Source organism: Synoicihabitans lomoniglobus (assembly GCF_029023725.1).
GTDB classification, from domain to species: Bacteria; Verrucomicrobiota; Verrucomicrobiia; order Opitutales; family Opitutaceae; genus Actomonas; species Actomonas lomonigloba.
Map to the genome: position 1 here is coordinate 4,548,775 of NZ_CP119075.1, position 14,822 is coordinate 4,563,596.

The 14,822-nt window shown below is 62.8% G+C and carries 13 protein-coding genes; 6 read left to right on the forward strand and 7 right to left on the reverse strand.

From position 1 onward, the window contains the following. Positions 1–18: 18 nt before the first annotated feature. The 3 genes from PXH66_RS17475 to PXH66_RS17485 all read right to left on the reverse strand — a co-directional run bounded on the left by PXH66_RS17475 (position 19) and on the right by PXH66_RS17485 (position 2,965). Positions 19–1,038 carry a Gfo/Idh/MocA family protein gene (locus tag PXH66_RS17475; RefSeq protein WP_330928039.1) on the reverse strand — a complete coding sequence of 340 codons (1,020 nt, stop codon included), beginning with the start codon at positions 1,036–1,038 and terminating at the stop codon, positions 19–21. A gap of 110 nt (positions 1,039–1,148) precedes the next feature. Beyond that, entirely contained in the window at positions 1,149–2,093 is a 945-nt protein-coding gene (locus tag PXH66_RS17480; protein WP_330928040.1) for a glycosyltransferase family 2 protein, read from the reverse strand. After that, the gene (locus PXH66_RS17485) at positions 2,090–2,965 is read right to left on the reverse strand and encodes a glycosyltransferase family A protein (RefSeq protein WP_330928041.1); all 876 of its coding nucleotides are present in this window, start codon (positions 2,963–2,965) and stop codon (positions 2,090–2,092) included. The genes PXH66_RS17480 and PXH66_RS17485 overlap by 4 nt, the downstream gene beginning before the upstream one ends. Positions 2,966–3,263: 298 nt before the next feature. Here PXH66_RS17485 and PXH66_RS17490 point away from each other — a divergent pair, with 298 nt between their 5' ends. The 3 genes from PXH66_RS17490 to PXH66_RS17500 all read left to right on the forward strand — a co-directional run bounded on the left by PXH66_RS17490 (position 3,264) and on the right by PXH66_RS17500 (position 8,683). After that, positions 3,264–5,678, forward strand: coding sequence for an ADOP family duplicated permease (locus tag PXH66_RS17490; RefSeq protein WP_330928042.1), 2,415 nt, complete (start codon positions 3,264–3,266; stop codon positions 5,676–5,678). 61 nt (positions 5,679–5,739) lie between these two features. Further along, complete coding sequence (locus PXH66_RS17495; RefSeq protein WP_330928043.1) at positions 5,740–6,849, forward strand: glycosyltransferase family protein; 1,110 nt, start codon at positions 5,740–5,742, stop codon at positions 6,847–6,849. Positions 6,850–6,883: 34 nt separating this feature from the next. Beyond that, positions 6,884–8,683 carry an ABC transporter ATP-binding protein gene (locus PXH66_RS17500; protein WP_330928044.1) on the forward strand — a complete coding sequence of 600 codons (1,800 nt, stop codon included), beginning with the start codon at positions 6,884–6,886 and terminating at the stop codon, positions 8,681–8,683. 37 nt (positions 8,684–8,720) lie between these two features. Here PXH66_RS17500 and PXH66_RS17505 read toward each other — a convergent pair whose 3' ends face one another. Continuing rightward, entirely contained in the window at positions 8,721–9,947 is a 1,227-nt protein-coding gene (locus PXH66_RS17505) for an LL-diaminopimelate aminotransferase (protein WP_330928045.1), read from the reverse strand. Positions 9,948–10,064: 117 nt separating this feature from the next. Between PXH66_RS17505 and panC the strand changes: the two genes are divergently transcribed. After that, positions 10,065–10,907, forward strand: coding sequence for a pantoate--beta-alanine ligase (gene panC / locus PXH66_RS17510; protein WP_330928046.1), 843 nt, complete (start codon positions 10,065–10,067; stop codon positions 10,905–10,907). A 168-nt stretch (positions 10,908–11,075) separates the two neighbouring features. After that, positions 11,076–11,582, forward strand: a complete 507-nt coding sequence (locus PXH66_RS17515) for a GNAT family N-acetyltransferase (RefSeq protein WP_330928047.1) — start codon at positions 11,076–11,078, stop codon at positions 11,580–11,582. Between the two features lie 95 nt (positions 11,583–11,677). Here PXH66_RS17515 and PXH66_RS17520 read toward each other — a convergent pair whose 3' ends face one another. Next, positions 11,678–11,887 carry a hypothetical protein gene (locus tag PXH66_RS17520; RefSeq protein WP_330928048.1) on the reverse strand — a complete coding sequence of 70 codons (210 nt, stop codon included), beginning with the start codon at positions 11,885–11,887 and terminating at the stop codon, positions 11,678–11,680. A 381-nt stretch (positions 11,888–12,268) separates the two neighbouring features. On the opposite strand from PXH66_RS17520, the gene nadB reads away from it, so the two are divergent. Then, positions 12,269–13,849: an L-aspartate oxidase gene (gene nadB, locus PXH66_RS17525; RefSeq protein WP_330928049.1), complete on the forward strand. Its 1,581-nt coding sequence runs from the start codon at positions 12,269–12,271 to the stop codon at positions 13,847–13,849. A gap of 103 nt (positions 13,850–13,952) precedes the next feature. Here nadB and PXH66_RS17530 read toward each other — a convergent pair whose 3' ends face one another. Together PXH66_RS17530 and PXH66_RS17535 are read right to left on the reverse strand one after the other, a co-directional pair. Further along, positions 13,953–14,354 (reverse strand): hypothetical protein, encoded by a 402-nt coding sequence (locus tag PXH66_RS17530; RefSeq protein ID WP_330928050.1) that lies wholly within the window; start codon positions 14,352–14,354, stop codon positions 13,953–13,955. Between the two features lie 67 nt (positions 14,355–14,421). Continuing rightward, positions 14,422–14,817 (reverse strand): hypothetical protein, encoded by a 396-nt coding sequence (locus tag PXH66_RS17535; RefSeq protein ID WP_330928051.1) that lies wholly within the window; start codon positions 14,815–14,817, stop codon positions 14,422–14,424. Positions 14,818–14,822 lie beyond the last annotated feature (5 nt).

Genomic DNA, 14,822 nt, shown 5'->3' on the forward strand with positions numbered 1-14,822 from the left:
CGTCACCGACGACGCGGCTCAATCCGCGCGCTGGCAAAGTTGATCCATCACCCACGCCGTGCGCGCGCCGGAAACGCCCGTGCTGGGGCAGGCGTCGGCCTGGCCGCGGAGTTCATCGACAATGGTCTGAAGCAGGGGCTGTTGAATGTGGGCGGGAATATCGAACGTCATACGTTTCTGGATACCGTCGGCGGTGCGCAGCTCCACGTGGTGGCCGCTGAAACAATCGAACTGAATCTCCCCCGCCGTGCCGACAATGGTGATGAGTTCCTCATCGGTTTGGTCCGAGGCGCAAAAACACCACGCCCCGTGGCCGAGCACCCCGCTGGCAAAGCGGAAATGGCCGACGGTCGTGTCCTCGGCCGACGTGTCGTAGGCGCCGCCCCGATTGGCGGCCAGACCACTCGCCGCCGCGATGGGACCGAGCAGGTAGTCCAGCACATCGAGCTGATGGGAACCGAGGTCGTAAAAGTAACCGCCGCCCGAGAGCTCGGGCGTGAGACGCCAGTTGGCCGGGTCGTGCGCCGCGCCCACGATGTCGGGCTTGACCGGCTTGTTGACCTTCACCTCCACGTGGGCGATCTCGCCGATCGCCCCGTCGCGCAACAGTTGTTCGATTTTGAGAATATTGGGCAGACGGCGGCGGTAAAAGGCGACGAAGAGCGGCACTCGGGCATCGGCGCAAACCTGCACCATGCGGGCGCATTCGGCGTGGCTGCGCGCCATGGGCTTCTCGACGTAGACGGGCTTGCCGACGGCGGCGGCCCGGCGCGTGTAATCCTCGTGGGAACCGGGCGGCGTGGCGATGTAGATGGCGTTGATGTCGGGGTCGGCGATCAACGCGTCGGCGTCATCATACCACTTCGGGACTCCGTGGCGTTTCGCGTAATCGGCCGCTTGATCGCCGCTGCGTCGCATGACCGCAACGAGTTCGGAGCCGGCGATTTTTTGCAGCGCCGGACCACTCTTCACTTCGCAGACATCACCGACACCGATGATGCCCCAACGCACGGTTTCCAAAGGGGTAGCTAAAGCCATGCGGCCCAGCAAACCCGGGACCGGTCCGCTGAGCAAGCAGCGGGCCGCCTAAACGTAAACCGGTCGGAATCGCCGCCCATCGGAGGCGCGAAGGCATGAATCGTAAACGCCTAACCCCGGATCGGTTTGCCGCGTAGCAGCACGCGCAGTTTTTCCACCGTGGATCGTCCTGAGAGATACAACATCAGGCTCACGATTTTCAGTCGCATCCCAAGGGAAACTTCCCCACCGGCTCGCCAAGCCCGCACATACGATCGCGGATCGAGCGCTGAGTTTCGCCAGAGTTGCACCAGGTGCATGCGCCACGTCGCGCCATGGCAGCGCATGAAATTGATGCGGTCGCCTTCGGTTCTCAGCGTCTTGGTCAACAACTCCGCCACCCGCGATCGGCGCGGGTGGAGGGTCAGGGCGGTATCAGCATAGCCCAACCGGGCCCCACTGGCCTTCGCGCGTCGCGTCCAGTCGCCATCGCCGAAGGACATCAGTCGGGGATTGAACCCTCCGACCCGCTCGAAGAGTGACCGGCGGGCGAACAAATTGGCCGTGGCCACCACCCCGAGATTTTCGACCAGCCAGCGCTGTTTGTGCAACAAAGTGAATTCCTCCTCCAACCACTCCGCCGCATTTTTGGATCGTCCTTTCGGGTCGATATAATCCACGCGCCCCCCAAAAAGGTCGCAGTCGGAATCGCGGATCATACGAACCCCTTCAGCCAGCCACGCCGGGGTCGGCACACAATCGGAATCGGTGAAGGCCAGCCATTCGCCACGAGCTGCCGCCACCCCGCGATTACGGGCGCAGTAAGAGCCGACCTCCTCTTCCTGCAGCCATCGCACATCCGGGAACTCGGCCTGCAACGGAGGCAACGTCACCTCGTCGGGATCATTGTTGATGGCGATGATTTCAAACGCACTCCGCGGGTAGGTCTGCCCGCGCAAGGCCCGCAGGGTTTGCTTGAGTTGTCCAAACCCACGGTGAAACGGAACGATGACCGACAACGTGACCGGAGCGCCGTCACCCGGGACCGGTGCCGCAATTGGGCGGGGCGGTTTCATCGCGGCGGAACCACCTTCTCGACCGCACTCGTCTCACCCGGTCGGCGAAGGTCCTGCACTAGGGATTGAAACTTGCGCGCCAACTGCGAGTCGCGGCACGACACCGACATGTTACCATACGGGACGTCGGTTCCGGGCACGCCGTAACGCCACGGGAAATGACGGTAAACTTCGGCCTGCACCGCATTGCCCACGCGAAAGTAGTCCAGCCGGCGTTCCTCCGCCTCCGCCCCGCCACTGCCGTTGGAGCCGAGCCAATAGTTCATCGTATAGTGACCGCTGGTGTAACCGCGTGGGTAATGGTGCATCAACCAGCCGCAAAAGGCTTGGTCCGGACTGCGCACCTCGGGCTTAAACGGTCGGTCCCAAACGGCGATGCCACGCTTCCACACCTCCCGCCGCACGAAATAACAACTGGTGTCGATGTGATGATAGGCTCCCGCATAAGCCGGCCAAAAACCGAGACTCTGGCAATCGTCCCGCAGCCGCTCGCCGGAATCGGCAAACACCTGACGCAGGGAATACGCCCAGTCCAGGCGATGCTCGTCGCACAAACTCAACAGTCGCGAAAAATGGTCGGGCTCGAACGTGTTGTCCTCATCCAACAACGCGACGAATTCGGTCTTCACCAAAAACGGCACCGTCAGGTAGATGAGATGGCCGTTGAACCCCTCGCCACCGGTGATCTCGGGCACCACCATGATCTGTCCGGTGAAATTGACCTCCGCCAAAATGGCCTCGGCAGCCGCCCGACGCGCTTCACCGTCGATCACCACGAGGTGGCGGATATCGGGCTGAGTTTGGCGTTGGACACTGCGCACCGCTTCGCGCAGTCGCGGGTGTCCGGTCGTGGGGGTGATGAGCGTGATCATACGGCTGATCTGGAATGGGGCAATCGCGTCAGCTACGCCGACGATGGGGAGCGGCGGAAAGGGGTAAGGGGGACACTGGTTTTGCGGGGCAATCAGTTCGCGGCAAGCGCCATGTGCGCAACTCGATTGCAGCACGCCCCCCTTCGTCGGCTCCGCCCGCTCGATTTCTCCCGCCCGGGTCGCCGGTCAATAGTTTTACCATCTAATTGGCTATTCCCCAATTGCTTGTATGCGGACCTCCTTACAGAAGGCCAACACGTGATCCATTTATTTGGTTCATACTCGCGAATTTACCCCCGTGCTTCGCCCCGCTCTACAACGTCTGGTTGCCGCCCCCGGGTTCACCGTCACCACTTTGCTGATACTGCTCCTCGGCATCGGGGTAAACGTGTGCATGTTCAGCGTGGTCGACGCCCTGATCTATCGACAGGCCCCCTACCCCCGGGCCGAGGAACTCGTGCTCCTTTCGCGCCACACCCGGACGGATCGCACGAAGGAATTCACCGCGGCGGAATTTCGTGATTTGCAGGATCAGCTGGGCGAAACCGCGTCGACTTTCGCCTTTTCGCGGCACCGCGCCACGTTGTCGGTGGATGCGCAATCGGACGAACACGTCGACACCGTGCTCGGCACGCCGGAGCTCCTGGCCACCCTCGAGACCGCGCCGCAGATCGGTCGGACCTTCACGGTCGCGGATGTGGCAAATGGACGCAGCGATGTCGCGCTGATCAGTCACGCTTTTTGGCAACAACGCTTTGGCATGGATCCCCATATCATCGGGCGCGTGGTGCGGCTTGACGACGAACCCGTCACCCTCATCGGCGTCTTGCCCGCCGCGTTCGCGTGGCCCAAATTGTGGGGAACCGTGCAAATCTGGCGGCCCGTGGATCTCACCGTCGCGGCGTGGGCCGAACACCCCTCGCGCGAATTCTCCCTGATTGCCCGGCTGCGCGCGGACACCCCTCGCACGCAAATCGAGGCGGCGCTCGACACCCTCGCCACCACCCAACGTGCGAATTATCCGCAGCGCTACCCCCACCCGTTTCGTTTTCAAGCCGAGCCACTGCAAATCGCGCTGACCCACCGCCTCACCGGCCAGGTTTCCTGGTTGCTGACCGGACTCGCGGGCTTCGTGCTCCTCATCGCCTGCGCCAACCTCGCGAACCTCCAGCTCGCCCGATCGAGCGAACGCACCAAGGAATTTGCCATTCGTCTGGCCCTGGGTTCGAGCCGACGACAACTACTGCGTGACCAGCTCATGGAACCGCTGCTGCTGGCGGTCGGCGGCGGATTACTCGGCCTCGGGCTGGCCGCCTGGCTCAACCAGGAAATCGCCCGGCGACTGCTCGTGCGCGGGTCGGCTCAGCCCTTGGCGCTGGAACTGAATGCGCCGATCATCTCCGCCGCCTTGCTCCTCGCGCTGCTCACCGGCCTGGCCTTTGGCCTCGGGCCGGCGTGGATGAGCACCCGGATCGACCCGAACTCCGCGCTCAAAAGCCAGGGACGCTCGTCCTCCGGCAATCGTCAGGCCCGCCGGACGCGTCACGCGCTCATCGTGGTCGAAATCGCGCTCGCGCTCATTCTGTTGGGCGGAGCCGCCACCATGCAGCGCGGCTTCGCCAATTTCACCACCCAAGATCCCGGATGGGATGCGAACCACGTGCTGAGCGTGCCGCTGCCCCTGGCCGCAACCACCTACGCGACCCGAGCTCAACGTCTCCAGCTGTTCGAGCTGCTCGAATACGAACTGCCGCGGCTGCCGGGCGTCGCCGAAGCGGCCGTATCCACGTCGCTGCCCACCTTCGGCTACTCCAGTGAGCGACGGGTGCTGGTGCCGGGACAGGATCCGACCAACGCTGAGAACCTCCCGGTGGCGTTTCACGTGGTCGTATCGTCCCGCTACTTCGCCACGCTCGGGTTGGCGCCGGTCCAGGGCCAAACATTTCGATCCCATATCGGGCCCACCGATCCGCGCGTCGTGGTCATCAACGTTGCTCTGGCCCGCCGACTTTGGCCGCACGAAAATCCCATCGGCCAAAAACTCGCGAGTATGGAGAACAATGTGCCGGTCTGGGCCGAGGTCATTGGCGTGGTCGGCGACGTGCAGACCGTCGCGTCACTCGACGAGCGGGCGACGCCGTTCACCGTCTACAAGCCCATAGCCCACGAAAATTGGGATTGGGTGCTGCTCGCGCTCCGGAGCGATCGACCCGCCGCTCAAATCGAACCGGTGCGCCAGGCCCTCCACCGCCTCGCCCCCGGACTCTTGGCGGAAAATCTGGCCACCACCGATCAACTGCTGGAGCGGAGCCTGCACAACCTGAAAATTGCCGCCCATATTCTGAATCTGTTCGGCCTGCTCGGGGTGGGACTGGCCACGGTGGGGATCTACGGCGTGGTGGCCCACCTCGTCGCGCAGCGCACGCACGAGTTCGGCATCCGCATGGCGTTGGGGGCCCGCCCCCGCGATATTGTCATCCTCGTCATGCGCCAAGGTGCTCGTCTCATCGCCGTGGGGGTGGTGCTGGGTCTGGCCGGGGCCGTCGCACTCAATGTGGTTTTGCATCGCCTCATGCCGCGGTTTACTGAAATCGATCCCCTTGCCCTGCTCGGCGTGGCGGTCTTTTTATCGGCGGTGGCCTTGGTCGCCTGCCTCGTGCCCGCCCGTCGTGTTACCCGCGTCCACCCCTCGGTCGCGTTGCACGAAGATTAGCCCCCGCCCCCCCCTTTCACCGTTGCCTCCTTCGCCCCCTTCACCGTCCCGCCCGGCCGGGATGAGATTCAAACTCACCGGCCTGCTGCTGCGATCCCGCCTCGTGCCGATGCCCATCAAGGCCCGCCTCGCCGCTCGGGCGCCGTTGAATCCGGGGGGAGTCAGCGCCTTCATGTTGCAGGCCCCGAGCCGGATCGGTCGGCACGTGGCCAAAGGCGTGTTGGTGCTCAACCAAGTCGACCAGGTCCTCCAACTCCACCCCGAGCTGAAAGCGCTGTTCCTGCTGGTCGAACGCAAGGGGTGGCACGGACCCAACACCTCCGTCGCGGCGGATATCAAACTGGTCGAGGACAGCAGCACCCTGCCCCTGATCCGGAGTTGTTTCCCTCGAGCGGTTTTGATCGAAGCCTCCGGCGGCGACTTCGTGGACGAGCAGGCGTTTCGGCCACTCGACGTCTCCCCCGATTTCGATGTGATTCAAATCGCCTGTTGGAGCCCGCGCAAACGCATCGAGCTCATGATCGACGCCGCCGCCCGCCTGCCGAACGTGCGGTTCGTGCACTTCGGTCACTTCGAACACGGGGGCAGCGCCGACGAGCAGGCCTACCGTCAGGACTGTCTGGATCGCGCCCGGCGCCAAGCGCCCAATATTCATTTCCCCTATCCCGACCCTCAGGGAGACTCTCCCCCGCCTCATGACAAAACCTCGATCAACGCCTGGATCAATCGGGCCCGTATCGGGTTACTCACTACTCATCTCGAGGGACACCCGCGTTTCAAAATGGAATGTTTGGCGGCCGATCGCCCGATGTTGATTCCGACCGACACCTCGGTGCCCACCCGCAAACACGTCACCGCAGAAACCGGCCGACTTTTCGATCCCACCGCCACTGCCCTGGCCGAGGCCATTCCCGCGATGTTGGACACCCTCGGCACCTTCGCGCCCCGCGACTACGTGCTCGCGCACTCCGGTCGCACGAACACCCTGCGCGAACTGCGCGCCGCGCTCGCATCACTCGCGGGCCGCGGCGTCCCCGCTAAACATTACGACACCGTCGACTGGGATGGCCGCAACCAGAACCTCCGGTGGGGCGACTCTGCCATGACGCTCCTGGCCGAACTCCTCTCCACCTATCGCCCCCTGCTCCCGGCCCGCCATCGCCGCGGCTAAAAAGAGTGGAGTCGCCACTGTCCGTTCCCGCCTCGTGAAGACTTCCTTCGCAACTTTCTGGTCCGAGCTGCGCAAAAGCCGCACCGAGCTGGCATCCTGCTGGGACCTGCTGCACCCCTTTCGCGCCAAGATCGCGTTCGTGCTCGCGCTCTCCGCATTGGTTACGGCCGCCGACTTGGCCCGGCCCATCATCTATCGCTGGGTCATTGATCATATCGCGCTCGCACCGGAGCTTTCCGTCGACCACCGCGTGACCATGCTCATCCAGGTCGGGCTGGCCCTGGGTCTGGTGCTGGTCTTCGGGTGGGGCTGCGACTACGTCCGCGCCTTCCAGGGGGCCGCGCTAAACTACCGCGTGACCGAACGACTGCGTCTGCGCGTCTTGAAACGATTGCTGCGACTGCGCCTCGACGCCCTCGGCAAACTCACCACCGGCGGCATGGTCGCCCGGCTCAATCACGACACCTCGGTCCTCAGCCAGATCGTGCATCGCGCCCTGCTCGAACCCGCCAACGCCATCCTGCAGATCGTCGCCACCCTCGGCGCGATCTTCTTCGTCAACCAGACCTTGTTCGTCATCGGCCTGATCGTGGTCGTGCCGTTGGTTGCGCTGACGCATACGATTTCCGTGCGTGCGCGCCCGTATTTTGACGCCGTGCTGCGCAATCAGGCCGAGTTGGCCGCGTGCACCGCCGAGACGTTTGCGGGACTCAAAACCACGCGCATTCATCGCCGCGAAAAAGAACGGGAGCGCACTTACACCCGGGTGTTGCATGCGCTGACCCGCAACGCCCTCAAGGCCAAAAAATTCCAGATCATTTTGGAAAGCGGATGGATGTTTCTCGGGGCCATCGTGCAGCTCGTCATCATCGTCATTGGCAGTCTGTTGGTCGTAAAGGACCTCGCCACTTTGGGTGATGTCATGGCGATCACCATGCTGGCGGTGCGCCTGTTCTCCCCTTTCAGCAAACTCGCGCGCTCATTCGATCAATTGCAGGAAAACTTTTCCGCGCTGCACCGCATTACGGATCTGCTCAATCAACCCGTCGAAGACACCGGCCCGTCATCGCGGCGGCGGGCACCTGCTGTAATCGACCATATCACGCTGCACGGGCTCTCGTTCCGTCACGCCGACAACGCCCACGATACCCTGTCCGAGATTTCGTGCCAAATCACCGGAGGCGAAACCGTGGCCATCGTCGGCCGCAGCGGCGCGGGAAAAACCACCCTGCTGGAACTGCTTTCCCGCCTGCACGAACCGAGCCATGGTCACATTGCCATCAACGGTGAGCCGCTCGATTCCTACTCGCTGACCAGTTTCCGCCGCATCGTGGGTCTGGTGGAACAGGATGTCTTCCTGTTTTCGAACACGGTGCGCGCCAACATCGCCTACGGTCGGCCGCATGCCACCGACGCCGAAATCGAAGCGGCCGCCCGCCGCGCCCACGCCCATGATTTCATCGAGAAACTTCCCCAAGGTTACGACACCTTGGTGGGCGAAAGTGGCGGCACACTCTCCGGCGGACAACGTCAGCGCCTCGGCATCGCGCGCGCGTTTTTAATTAATCCGCAGATCCTGCTCCTCGATGAAGCCACGAGCCAGCTCGACATCGAGAGCGAAGAGAAAATCCGTCAGGCCCTCGCCGAACTCGTGCGCGGTCGCACCACCTTCATTGTCGCGCATCGCCTCAGCACCATCACCAACGCCGATCGCATCTTGGTAATGGACGAGGGACGTATCTGCGAAACGGGCACGCACGAAGAACTGCTGGCGCGCAAGGGGTTCTATCACCGCACCGTTGAGATCCATCGCGAAGCGACCGCTCCGCGCTGAGGGCGGAGCGGTCGCGGACTGCGATCGATTAACGGCTTTACGCGAGCGCTTCCGCGATGCGCTTGAGCGCCTTCTCGACGTTGGCGCGCGAGTTGAACGCGCTGATGCGCACGTGACCTTCGCCGCAGGTGCCGAAACCCGCGCCCGGCGTGCACACCACACCGGCTTTGTTCAGCAGCAGGTCGAAAAATTCCCACGAGTCACGGCCGGTGTTGATCCAGATGTAAGGCGCGTTGTCACCGCCCACGCAGCTGAAACCGAGATCGGTCATGGCCGTGCGGATGAGCGCGGCGTTTTCCAGATAGAAATCGGTTTTCTCCTTCACCTGCGCCTGCCCTTCGGCGGAGTAGATCGCGGCGGCGGCGAGCTGCACCGGGTAGGAGACGCCGTTGAACTTGGTGGCTTGGCGGCGGTTCCACAACGCGTGCACCGAGTGGGCCTGGCCGGTGGAGTCGAAAGCTTGCAGCTTCTTCGGCACGACGGTGTAGGCGCAACGCGTGCCCGTGAAACCGGCGGTCTTGGAAAAACTGCGGAACTCGATCGCCACTTCGTCGGCCCCCGGGATCTCGTAGATCGAGCGCGGAATCGATTCGTCGCGGATGAAGGCCACGTAAGCCGCGTCGAACAAAATGATCGACTGGTTGGCCTTCGCGTAAGCCACCCAGGCGGCGAGCTGCTCGCGGGTCGCGACTGCACCAGTGGGATTATTGGGGAAGCAGAGATAGATGAGGTCGGTCGGCTCGGTCGGGATCGCCGGCACGTAGTTGTTCTCGGGCGTGCAATCGAGATACGTCACGCCCTGGTAACGCTGATCGACGTTGGGACCGGTGCGACCCGCCATGACGTTGGTGTCGATGTAGACCGGGTAAACGGGGTCGGGAATGGCGAGCTTCAGGCCATCCTCGGCGAAGATTTCCTGGATGTTGGCACTGTCACACTTCGCGCCGTCGGATACGAAAATCTCATCGGCGGTGATCGCGCAATCACGGCTGGCATAGTCACCCGCGGCGATGGCCTCGCGGAGGAACTTGTAACCCTGCTCCGGGCCGTAGCCCTTGAAGGACTCGCGCTTCGACAATTCGTCGGCGCCCTGGTGCAGCGCTTTGACGCAAACATCCGGCAAAGGCTCGGTCACGTCGCCGATACCGAGACGGATGATCGGCTTGTCCGGGTTGGCCTCGACGTAGGCGCTGACGCGCTTGGAGATGTCGGCGAAGAGGTAGGAAGCTTTCAGCTTCAGGTAGTTTTCGTTGATGCGAATCATGGGAAAGAGATGGGGGTGGGTGAGATCGGCCCGATCAATGGATCGGGCAAAAACTTGAATAAGTCCGGCGCTCGGAGTGAGATCAAGCCCACTTCGGTCGTTCCCCGATTCCGTCCTATGCAGACCCTCGACTCCGTTTCCGCCATGCAAGCGCTGGCTGGTGAGCTTCGCGCCGCCGGCCGCACCGTCGCCTTGGTGCCCACCATGGGTGCCCTGCACGAGGGTCACCTCGATTTGATCCGACTCGCCGCCACCCGCGCCGACGTCGTGGTCGTGTCGATTTTTGTAAACCCGACACAGTTCGGGCCGAACGAGGACTACACCCGCTATCCGCGAGACCTGGAGGGCGATCTCGCCAAATGCGCCGACGCCGGCGCGCACCACGCCTTCATTCCCACCAAAGACGCCCTCTACCCGCCCGGCTATTCCACCTACGTGAACGAGGAGTCCGTGGCCAAACCGCTCGAAGGCGTGTCGCGGCCCGCCCACTTCCGCGGCGTCACGACCATTGTCACCAAACTCTTCAACATCGTCCAACCCACCTGCGCGATCTTTGGACAAAAGGACGCCCAGCAAGTCGCCGTGATTCGCAAAGTGGTGACCGATCTCCACCTGCCGGTGGAAATCGTGACCGCGCCGACCACCCGCGACGACGACGGCGTCGCCTTGAGCTCGCGCAATGCCTACCTCACGCCCCTCCAACGCACGGCAGCCGCCGCCATCCCGCAAACCTTGGAAACCGTCAAATCCATGGTGGCCAAAGGCGAGCGCCGCGCCGAACGACTGACCGCCGAAGCCACCCACCTGCTCTCCCAGTTTCGCCAGATCCGGATCATCTACATCGCCGTGGTCGATCCGCTCACCATGCAAACCCAGCGCGAAGTGGTGCCCGGCAACTCCCTGCTCGCGGTCGCCGTCTGGGTCGAGGAAACGCGCCTCATTGACAACGCTCTGCTGTGACGACGGCGGAGTGGTTAACCACGAAATATACGAAAAGCGCGAAAAGGTCCTGAGCTTAATTCACCCCACTTTGCCTCCGCCCCTTTCGTCCGACCAGACAGCTAGCATGACTGTCGTTCCGGTTTTTGAATGTTTTGTGATTTCTCTCTCGTTTACTAAAATTTTCTCATGACACCGACCATCCGTCCCGCCACGCCCGATGATATCGCGGCCATTCACGCCATCTACGCGCACCACGTCCAATACGGCACCGGCACATTCGAAATCGAGGCGCCCACGGTCGAGGCCATGCGCAGTCGTTTCAAACAAACGGCCGGTCGCGATTATCCTTTTTACGTGGCGGTCTCCGACGACGAAGTGATCGGTTACGGTTATGTGGGCCCTTTTCGTGAGCGGGCCGCCTATCAATTCACCGTCGAAGATTCCATCTACCTCCATCCCGAGAAGCGCGGGCAAGGCATCGGTCGGCTCCTGCTCAACCAACTGATCACCGCCTCCACCGAGCGCGGTTTCAAACAAATGATCGCCCTGATCGGCGACTCCGACAACCGCGCCTCGATCCGCCTGCATGCCACCGCCGGCTTTCGCTCCACCGGCACCCTGCAAGCTGTCGGCCGTAAGTTCGACCGCTGGCTGGACGTCGTCATCATGCAGCGCCCCCTCGGCGAGGAGTAACTCTCGCATGTCCCTCGCCCGCCGCTGACGTCCGGGCCCAAAAAAGCGCGAAACGGGGAGGTTTCGCGCTGGTATTGGAATAGTGACTACTCGCATCAGGCAGCCAGCGGCAGGCGTTCGGCTTTCGCGGCGGCAGCGACCTTGGTGTCGAGGTAGCTGAGGCGACGCGTGCCGTAGTCATTGACCGCGATGGCAAGCAGACCGGTGATGGCCGAGATGCCGAAGGCGACAGGAGCCGCGAGGCCGAAGGCGATGGCGCTGGGAGCGAGGAGCGTGACAGTGAGGAGGACGGTGGTGGATTTCATTTTAGGATGAGTTGGTAAGTTTTGGTTGGTGGTTGCTTTCATCACCCGGCGAGCGGGATCAAAGTTGCAGAATTCGAAAAAAATCAGCGGCGAGCGCTGAGACGCTAAAGAACAGGTGAGCCGAAGGTTTCAGGATGAAATCTGGCTGCCCCTAATACTTTGCAACCCGCGTGCCAACTCCGCTTAAAAAATCTTAACCTATTTATTGCTAGTGTTTTAAAAATCTCGTGCTCATTTTCACTCCCTACGCCATTTCGAAACTGACGCGCTATCGCGAACGTCGATTCCCATTCTTGGGACACCGCCCCACTCCACCATGCCGCCCATCCCGCATCGGAGATTGAACAACGCGGCGTAACGTCTTCGTTTCACTGTCGTATCATGTCCCAATCATTTGACGTTCTGGTTCTCGGCAGCGGCATCGCCGGCCTGAGTTTTGCGCTCAAAGCCGCCAAGGATGGACACGCGGTCGCCATCCTCACCAAGAAGACCAAGGCCGACTCCAACACCAATTGGGCGCAGGGCGGCATCGCCGCCGTCACCGGCCCCGAAGACGACGTCGAGAAACACGTGCAGGATACGCTCGTGGCGGGCGATGGGTTGTGCCGCGAAAAAATCGTGCGCGAAATCGTGCGCGACGGTCCGGCTCGCGTGCAGGAACTCGTCGACATGGGGCTCAAGTTTTCGCGCGAGGCCGACGGCTCCTACGACCTCGGGCGCGAGGGCGGTCACAGCGAACGCCGCATCCTCCACGTTAAGGACATGACCGGCAAAGCCATCGAGGACGCGCTCCTGCGCGCCATCAGCCGCGAGCCGCGCGTGGCGCTTTACGAGCATTTGTTTGGCATCGATCTCATCACCGTGGGCAAAGGCAAACAACGTCGCCTGCAGGGTCTCTACGCGCTCGATGTGCACGATGGTCGCGTCATCACCTTCCGGGCCCCGGTCATCATGCTGTCGACGGGCGGGGCCGGTCGCGTTTACCAGTTTACCACCAACCCCGAAATCGCCACCGGCGACGGCATCGCCATGGCATTTCGCGCCGGCGTGGAAATCCGCAATCTGGAGTTCATCCAGTTTCACCCCACCACCCTGTTCACGGCCGACGACAAACGCTTCCTCATCAGCGAAGCCGTGCGCGGCGAAGGCGCCGTGCTGCGCAATCTCGCCGGTGAGGCGTTCATGACCCGCTACCATCATCAGGCCGATCTCGCGCCACGTGACATCGTCGCTCGCGCCATCGATGCCGAGATGAAGCAAAGCGGCGCGCCCCACGTGTGGCTGGACATCACCCACCGCAACGCGACCTATCTGCGCAAGCGCTTCCCCAAGATCTACAAGACCTGCAAACAACTGGGTTTCGACCTCGCCAAGGATTACCTGCCGGTCGTGCCCGCCGCCCACTACACCTGTGGCGGTGTCGCCACGAACCTCGCCGGCGAGACCGCGTTGCCGGGACTCTATGCGTGCGGCGAGGTCTCCTGCACCGGCCTGCACGGGGCCAATCGCCTGGCCAGCAACTCCCTGCTCGAAGCCGTGGTCGTGGCTCACCGCGCCTCGGCATCCGTGACGACCTACCTCAAACGGAACGCCAAACGCCGCTCGTTGCCGATTCCCGAATGGGTCAACCTCGGCGGCACCGACGAAGATGAACGCGTCGTCATCAGCCACAATTGGGACGAGCTGCGCCGGGCCATGTGGGACTACGTGGGCATCATGCGCACGACCAAACGCCTCGAACGCGCCCGCACTCGCATCGCCCTGCTCGAACGCGAGATTCACGACTACTATTGGAATTTCACGGTCGATCCCGAGCTGCTTGAACTGCGCAACATGGCCACCGTCGCCCGCCTCATCGTGGCCTGTGCGTTGCAACGCAGCGAAAGCCGGGGCCTGCACGCCATCACCGATTTTCCCCAAACCAGGAAGCGCGCCTTGGACAGCAAGGTCCGGCTGAGCTAGCCGGAATGATCCGCCACTCTCGAGCGCGATGCCGTCTGGCCGCGTAGCGCGAGCGAGCTCGCGGCCTACATGGGTCCGGAGACTCCCCCCCCGGGCGCAGGTCCTACGATGCGGGACCGAAGAGCGTCGCCGTGGCCACGTCTTGCGCATCCACCGTCTCGATGGTGAGGACTTCGAGTTCGGCGCCTTGCGCGGCCAGCAATGTCAGCAGGGGCTCGGCGACATCGTAACGCTCAGTGCGAACGGTGCCGTGCTGGCGATAGTTCACCCGGTAGGCGCTTTCGCCTTCGGCCAATTTGCGCAGCTTGATCTTGTTAGCTCCCGGCTTGGCGCGTCGCGTCGCCTTCCGTTTCCCGCGTCGGTTTGACGGTAACACCGGCGGCTCAAACGGGAAGGGTTCTCCCAGCAGATCCGCCGCCTGTTGCTCCAGGGCGTTCACGCGCAGAAACAACGCCTCGCGTTCGAGGAGCAGCGTGTTGATGCGAATCTGAGATTCGTCAGGCAAGGGAAGCCGGGAGGGAAAGTGAGCGGAGCAAAACGACCGAATGTCGCTTCACCCTACGCCCGACAATTTAGGACTCGTCGGAGGACGTGTCCGATTCGTCGGCTTCGTCGATCGCTTCGGTCGGCTCATTGGAAACATCCGCGGCCGCAGTCGGCTCGATCGGCTTGGCGGCTGGTTTCACCGCGGCCGCAGCTTTGAGCACGGCGGGAGAGCGCTTGAACGAATCCGCTTTCGGATCCATGCCGGCCACGGGCAACGGCGGAGCCGGAAACGGGAAGGCCCCCGCTTCGCCGAAGGCATCTTCCACCTGCGTTTCCAAGGCGGCGATGCGCTCGTAGGCGGCTTGGCGTTCGACGATGAGTTCATCGATCTGCACGCGGGCCTCGAGGGCTTGACGAATGACATCCGCATCGGCGCCGAGGACGATATCGCGGAAGGAGAGAGAGACGGTCTTTTTAGCCATAATGA